Here is a 6,742-nt window from a genome sequence, read left to right as displayed (position 1 = left end):
TTTTTGACGATCGCAATAATTCTCTCAGTTGACCATTTTGACTATATGATACTACTATTGCTTACTACTGCTTACAAACTTAATAAAGTTTTATAATACATTTTTTATGATTTCACCTAAAAACAAAAAAACACTCGCGCTTCAAGAAACGGAGAGATGTTGAAAACAAGCAGCAGCTTGGGCCTGCTTACCGTTGCTGACCGACCTGCTTGTTTCGTTTTCTGGTGGAACAGATGATTCCTGCGCCTGTCAGCAGGAGTGCTACCACAGTACCGGGTTCTGGGATAGTTGTTCTTCTAATGACGGGGGGGTTTATGTAGTTTGGCAATATCGGCGATGGCACCTGTATCGGCGGAACTGGCGATGGCGATGGTGATACCGGTGGTATGACCGGTGGTATGACCGGCGTGGGTAATATCGGTATCGGGGTTGATGGTGGTGGTGAGGCTACCGGTGGTTCCGGTACTGCGGGCTCTACTATTATAGGGCCTGGTGATTGGACTACCGGCACTTCCGGCACTACAGGTTGTACGATCGGTATCGGTGCTGGATCTACCAGCGCTTCCGGTACCGCGTCTCGCACGGGTGCAGGTGATGTCGGTACTTCGACTGGTACGGGTGTTGGTGATTGAGGGCTGAGGGAATTATCAGGGACGCAGGCACTTGAATAGTTTCCGGGCCCGCACACATCGACTGCTGCTGAAGCCGGAGGGGCGGCAGCTAGATAGTAGAACCCTGTTGCCATTGTGGCAGAGAGTCCAATTGCTAGTTTTGCCAGTGGCGTACACATAACTATTTAGTTAAACAGTGGTAAAATCGGAGAATAGAAGTAGTGCTAGAGATTAGCGCTGCACGGCGGGCATAGATTTTAGAGTTCTTACCATAAATTGATGTTTTCTCTCCCGGACGCCTGTAAAAGATAGTATAGCGCTTGAGGCGATCGCCCAAACACTTTGGTCGTCTTATTTTATTTGACCCTAGTCGCCTAGGGTGGTTTGCACCGTCTGGCAACCTCTGAGCTAACAGCCCTTACAGCTATTAAAAGAGAGTTTTTACCGATACTTTTTTGCTAACATTTGCTAACAAATACATAAGTTGAGATCGGATCTCAACCAAGGCCTATCAACCTATGCCCGTAAAAATTTCTACAAGCACTTATATTCTTGCGTTCAGCTTGGTTATCGCTTAGCGCTATTAGCCAATCTGATTATTTGCTTTGATACTGTAGAGGCAACTTATTTATATAGCGGTTGCGTACTACCAAGGTTTTTCACCTACATCTGAGTGGGTAAATTCATAAAATAGCTCGGTAAGTGGGAAACGAGCGAGACTTTAGTTCTGAGAGGGAAACGACGGGCGCGGTTTCAACCGCCTTGAATCCCCTTGCGGGGTTAGAGGGGTATGGTTGCCGCTTTAGGTCGATATGGTTGTCTCCAAATCCCTTTCGGGTAATGTTAGCTTCGCCAAAGTTATAAGGGCTTTTTCCGGCTAGCAGCAGTGTAAAGCGTGACTTTAGAACTGTTTAACCACGCTTCGACAGAGCAAGGGACTAGCTTCGCATCCACAGGGTGTCGTGACCCAAATAACGTAGACCTCGAAGGTCTGAGGCCCGTCAGTACAGCTTGCTCGATCTCTCTAACAAGCTCAGTGGCTTGAGCCTAGAGTTACTGACTCTATATGATACGAAGACCTATGACAAATGTAAGCGATCGTCCGTGCAAATGTCCGAAAAAGTCTTACTGTTAATCAACCTTGAGCGCCGCCTCCTGAAGTTAAGTATGTAACCGATCGCAAACTATATCTGCTGTATTCTAATTAGCAATCCACAATCTGACTATTCTTTTATAGTCTCATGCTTCGACGAGATCTGTCCTCAGTATATGTACGTGTATTCCCGAATGTCAACTACTGAAAAGGAATATTTAAGTATTTACCGAGGGTAGAGGGCGTATTGAATGAGCTGGGCTAGTCGATCGCGCAGGCTTTCCATGCCGAGACCTTTGGCGGCCGAAATAAATACGGCTTGAGGAAACTCTTCTCGGGCGAGAGCAAGAGTATCTCCATCTACGGCATCGATTTTGTTAAATACTACAAGGGCAGGCCCGGGAGTTACGGGCATATCTGTCAAAATATTCATGACGGAGCGAATTTGGCTCTGCCACGCGGGATGCGAAAGATCGACAAGGTGCAGCAAAGCATCGGCATCTGTAACTTCTTCGAGGGTAGCCCGAAAAGCGTCGATCAATGAGAGGGGAAGTTCGCGAATAAAGCCCACTGTATCTGTGAGGACGATCGACAGCGGTTCTCCTGTGAGGGCGCCAGGAATCGTCAGCTTTCGGGTGGTGGGGTCGAGGGTGGCAAATAATTGGTCGGCTGCGTAGACCTCGGAATTTGTGAGCAGGTTGAGCAGAGTCGATTTACCTGCATTGGTGTAGCCGACGATCGCGACTGAGGGTACGTCCATGTGGTGCCGGTTCTGCCGCAGCCGGAAGCGGTGGGCTAGGAGTTGATTTACTTCTTGCTGCAATCTTGAAATGCGTTTGGCGATCGTCCGGCGTTCGGTTTCGAGTTTAGTTTCCCCGGGGCCTCTGGTACCGATACCGCCGCCTTGTCTCGACATTGCTTGACCGCGACCTGTCAGGCGGGGCAGGCTGTACTGTAGTTGAGCGAGTTCTACTTGCAATTTACCTTCGCTCGATCGCGCTCTTTGGGCGAAGATGTCGAGAATTACCTCCGTGCGATCGACGACACGAATACCAATCTGAATTTCCAAGTTGCGTATTTGTGCGGGGGACAAGTCGCGATCGAATACCACGAGGTTAGCGCTAATCGTTTGAGCGGTGAGGGAAATTTCTTGAATTTTGCCTTCGCCGACGACTGTCTGCGGGTGGGGGTTCGATCGCTTTTGACGCACTGTTTGCAATACCTGACCTCCGGCGCTTTCCACCAGCCGCGTGATTTCTGCGAGTCCGTCCTCAAAATCCAGCAGAGTCATGTGCTGAGTCATCACACCAACCAGCAGCACTTTGTCTTGGTCTGCATCTACTTGTTTGGCGACAAATTCTGCTTGAAAATCTGCTTCGAGTCCTTCCACCAACTCCAGAAAGTCTTGGTCTGCGAGGTCGTCCAAACTCAGTGGTTCTGATATTTTCCAGGGAAAGTTTTGAGTTTTGATTGGTGAGTTTTGAATTAAAGGCTCTTCTATTTCCTCTGTTTTAGTTGAAGCTGGTTCTAACTTAGCGCTCAACACAGAGAACTCAAAATTTGGTCGGTCTCCCTGGGGTATCAGGTGAACCAGATAAGTGTCTTGGATGTAACCGGCCGCACCGCCGCCGCGGCGCTGAAATCCTCCGCCGCTTAGAGTCAGCCAAACCAGGGCATCGAGGCGCTGAATTGCCATGGCGGTAAGGGCTGCTTCGTTGGGGATTTCGGGCTTCAAGTGGGTGGCGATGCAGCGAATGCCACTGAGGCGACCTCCCCCGTAGCGGGGCAATTCTAGGGGTGCAATCTGGGTTTGGCGGGGCGTACCGACGCCGACGCGAATTACTTGTCCGCGACGGTTGATGTAGGTGCAGATTGGCTTGTCGATTTCGGTACTGATGGCGGCGACGCGCTGTGCGAATTCTGCCGTGGTGATGCGATCGCCCGGTAGTCTTTGGTGGTAAAGCTTTTCGAGTTGCTTGAGCTGGCTGGACTTTAAACCCTGAAGATTGCCGTAGATGGTTTCGATAACTGTTTCTCCCTCGCGCTCTGTCTTTGTTCCTATTTTAGTTAAGTTAAGGGCGATCGTGTTCTGTTTTGCGGTTGAAATTGACTATTTTTTTTTCCTGTAGCTTCTCGCGACTTCAGTATTGTCGAGTCACAACGGCCGTTGTTTGTCGCAGCAGGGCTTCGCAAGCTTTTCACAGCAGCCATCTCAACTTGCAGTTGTCTTTAGTATCTACCGATACAGGCGATCGCTGAAAAAATGGTTTTTAACAAAATTTAACACGTCATTTTTGTCTCAAAATCCTCCTTTAGACTTGTATGTATTTTGCACCTATCGACAGATAGCAAACTAGAAATTAGGTCGCTACCATGATAAGCGAAACATTGTTAAGGAATGTAAAAAAATGGAAACTCGCCCTACTAACTTACCTCCTACCGCTAATGCCTACAACGGCAAAGATCGGAACGCCTTTTTGTTTGGGTTAAACCCACAAGCAGAACTTTGGAACGGTCGCTTAGCGATGATCGGTTTCTTAGCTTATTTGCTTTGGGACATGGCTGGATATAGCGTTCTGCGCGACATACTTCACTTTCTGCCTACCTACATCGCTCACTAATAACGAGCATTCTATCCTGTCTGGTAGTATGAGGAAATGCCACAACTGCCAGACAGCCTAAAAGTTACAAATGGCAGCGAGTAGGATTTTGTCCCTTTGTATTTTTCGTTACTTTTGAATGGCATTAACAGACTTCTTGCTCTGATGCGATGATTCTGCGTAGGGGCGAGAGGAGTGGCGCGGTGAATATTGATAGACAAACAGATATTGTTCATGTTTCATGTTTCATGTAGATACAGAAGAGTATTTATTACACCTAACTCGTTATATTCACTTAAATCCAGTTTGTGCTACTAATATAGTTAAAAAAGCCGAGGCTTGGGAGTTTTCTAGCTATCAAGAATATAGCGGTTTTTACAAAGATTCGCGGACGTTGTTGGGCTTGGGCCCTCTTGATTTCAGCGGTTATGTAAGCTGTCAGCCATACCTCATCTTTTTGAGAAAGGCTATATATTGATTTGCGCCAGGGTAGTTTGCCTAAAATAGATCGAGTGCGATCGCAATTTCAGTCAGCAGATGCTTATCGTTACTTTTTAGAAGATTTAACTAGCGATAAATTAATCCAGCATTTAACCTTTGAAGAATAGAAAGAACCTACGTGCATCCAAGAAACCCGGTTTCTGAGTTCCACGCGCAAGCGTCCAAGAAACCGGGTTTCTCTGAGAATTTACGCCTCTTCACGAGATTTTCCGAAGAAACCCGGTTTCTGAGTATCGCGCGATCGGGGATTGTTGATTCTGACCCATCAGAAACACTATCAACTATCAACTATCAACTGACTAATTACTTTAGTTCATTGAGCGCCGCCTCGGCTTTTTGTGCGCCATCATTGTTGCCTTGCTGGCGGTAAGTGTCTAGGGCTTGTTGAAAAGCTTGAATTGCGTCGGATTTGCGATCGCGCGCTTTGAATGCTTGACCCATGTTGTAATAAGCTTCTCCTCGGGCTGGATCGAGCTGGATCACTCGCCGAAAAGTGATAATTGCTCCTGAAAAATCTTGTTTTTCTAGTTGAATTTCCCCGATTGCAACGTATGCGCTCACTAGATTCGGTCGCACGTCAATCGCTCGCTTGTAAGCTATAATCGCTCCTTCTAAGTCGTTTTGAGCTCTGAGAAGTTCGCCAATTTCTAACTGTACTTCGGGATTCCGCGGCTCTAGTTTTGACGCTTCTTCAAAAGCTGCTAGCCCTTCGGAAGTGTTGCCGCTACGCAGCAAAGCAGTACCTAATTTTAACTGAATGCTGGCTTGTTTGGGAGCGAGTTTGGCTGCTTGTTTGAGCACGGTGACAGCACTGGCAAAGTTTCCCTGCTGGATCAATACTAAACCCAATGAAGAATAAGCTTGCCAATTTTTGGGATCGAGGGCGATCGCCTCTTGGTATGCTTTAAATGCACCGCTGTAATCTTTTTGCTGAAACAGCACCACTCCGAGTCCAATTCGGGCGTTGACATTTTTGCGATCGAGCACAGCGGCGCGACGGTAAGCTGCTGCTGCTGCGGGATAGTTTTGCAGGTTCGCCATAGCATATCCTAAGGCGTATTGAAAGTCAGCATTTTTGGGTTCCAGACCGATCGCCTGTTGGTAAAATTCCACTGAGGCTTGATAGTTGCCCTGACGCGCTTGTAGATAGGCAATACCGGAAAAAATACGCGGGTTTTCCGTATCTAAACGGGCTGCTTGTTGATAAATGGCGATCGCCTTACTGTAGTCTCCTAAATCTACCAACTCGCGTCCTTGCCGCAGCAGACTATCTAAATTTGCATTATTTTTAGGTTGAACTTCCTCTGGTGTGTCTGCTGAGAGCGCTATCTGCGGCGTTGCGATCGCGAATCCCGCTACCAAAAGTGTACTGAATACCAAGAGACTTTGTTTGTGGACGGCCATTTTTTTCAAAGAGTGTGTGGATTAAAAGAGCGAATTGCTGTCAGCTTAACAAGCTTACAGCTTAGGGTTTGCCTGGAATCTTTGAGCGGGGAGATGTAGTAAACCTACAGAAATCGACCAACTCAAAATTTTCGCACTTGAGGCCAACTGATGATTGTAACAACAACTGATATCATCCAAGGAGCAGAAATTCAATCTTACTTGGGAATTGTAACTGCCGAGGTTGTCTACGGCACAAACGCCCTGCGAGATTTCTTCGCGGGTATTCGCGACATCATCGGCGGGCGCACCGGCAGTTACGAGGAAGTGTTTCTCAAAGGACAGCGACATGCCCTCTAGACTTACCATCTCGCTACCCTTCCAGCCATTATGCCTGTACTTTCTAGACACTTTCTATTTGCTTAACGTATTTGCGTCATTACAGCCGTTGAGACAGCTTACTTGTAAGCCCGCAGCTTCTAGAGGGATTCTAGTCAAAAAAAAATACCCCTGGTTGGGGGTATGTCCTATCTATTTATGACTTCTAATCCTTG

The 6,742-nt window shown here is 47.4% G+C and carries 6 protein-coding genes; 3 read left to right on the top strand and 3 right to left on the bottom strand.

All coding sequences use genetic code 11. The features are described from left to right. Window positions 1-187: 187 nt before the first annotated feature. Window positions 188-790, bottom strand: coding sequence for a PEP-CTERM sorting domain-containing protein (locus JGK14_RS33305; RefSeq protein ID WP_293185837.1), 603 nt, complete (start codon window positions 788-790; stop codon window positions 188-190). A gap of 1,140 nt (window positions 791-1,930) precedes the next feature. After that, on the bottom strand, window positions 1,931-3,577 hold the full coding sequence (hflX, locus tag JGK14_RS33300; RefSeq protein WP_325315980.1) for a GTPase HflX: 1,647 nt from the start codon (window positions 3,575-3,577) through the stop codon (window positions 1,931-1,933). Window positions 3,578-4,112: 535 nt separating this feature from the next. Here hflX and JGK14_RS33295 point away from each other — a divergent pair. Next, window positions 4,113-4,325: a chlorophyll a/b-binding protein gene (locus tag JGK14_RS33295; RefSeq protein WP_293147923.1), complete on the top strand. Its 213-nt coding sequence runs from the start codon at window positions 4,113-4,115 to the stop codon at window positions 4,323-4,325. Window positions 4,326-4,545: 220 nt separating this feature from the next. Further along, window positions 4,546-4,782: a hypothetical protein gene (locus JGK14_RS33290; protein ID WP_293185835.1), complete on the top strand. Its 237-nt coding sequence runs from the start codon at window positions 4,546-4,548 to the stop codon at window positions 4,780-4,782. Between the two features lie 326 nt (window positions 4,783-5,108). On the opposite strand, the gene JGK14_RS33285 is transcribed toward JGK14_RS33290, so the two are convergent. Beyond that, entirely contained in the window at window positions 5,109-6,209 is a 1,101-nt protein-coding gene (locus JGK14_RS33285; RefSeq protein WP_293185834.1) for a tetratricopeptide repeat protein, read from the bottom strand. Between the two features lie 150 nt (window positions 6,210-6,359). On the opposite strand from JGK14_RS33285, the gene JGK14_RS33280 reads away from it, so the two are divergent. Further along, window positions 6,360-6,548, top strand: a complete 189-nt coding sequence (locus JGK14_RS33280) for a heavy metal-binding domain-containing protein (RefSeq protein ID WP_442921505.1) — start codon at window positions 6,360-6,362, stop codon at window positions 6,546-6,548. Window positions 6,549-6,742: the final 194 nt, after the last annotated feature.

Source organism: Microcoleus sp. PH2017_28_MFU_U_A, assembly GCF_020738035.1.
In the GTDB taxonomy this organism is placed as follows: domain Bacteria; phylum Cyanobacteriota; class Cyanobacteriia; order Cyanobacteriales; family Microcoleaceae; genus Microcoleus.
Note: the sequence above shows the minus strand (reverse complement) of the source record. Positions and strands in the feature narration are given on the sequence as shown.

What these genes read in the sequence shown, in the direction of transcription:
- JGK14_RS33280 (WP_442921505.1), top strand. Translation starts at nt 6,360, where the DNA reads ATGATTGTAACAACAACTGATATCATCCAAGGAGCAGAAATTCAATCT.
- JGK14_RS33290 (WP_293185835.1), top strand. Translation starts at nt 4,546, where the DNA reads ATGTTTCATGTAGATACAGAAGAGTATTTATTACACCTAACTCGTTAT.
- JGK14_RS33295 (WP_293147923.1), top strand. Translation starts at nt 4,113, where the DNA reads ATGGAAACTCGCCCTACTAACTTACCTCCTACCGCTAATGCCTACAAC.
- JGK14_RS33285 (WP_293185834.1), bottom strand. Translation starts at nt 6,209, where the DNA reads ATGGCCGTCCACAAACAAAGTCTCTTGGTATTCAGTACACTTTTGGTA.
- JGK14_RS33305 (WP_293185837.1), bottom strand. Translation starts at nt 790, where the DNA reads ATGTGTACGCCACTGGCAAAACTAGCAATTGGACTCTCTGCCACAATG.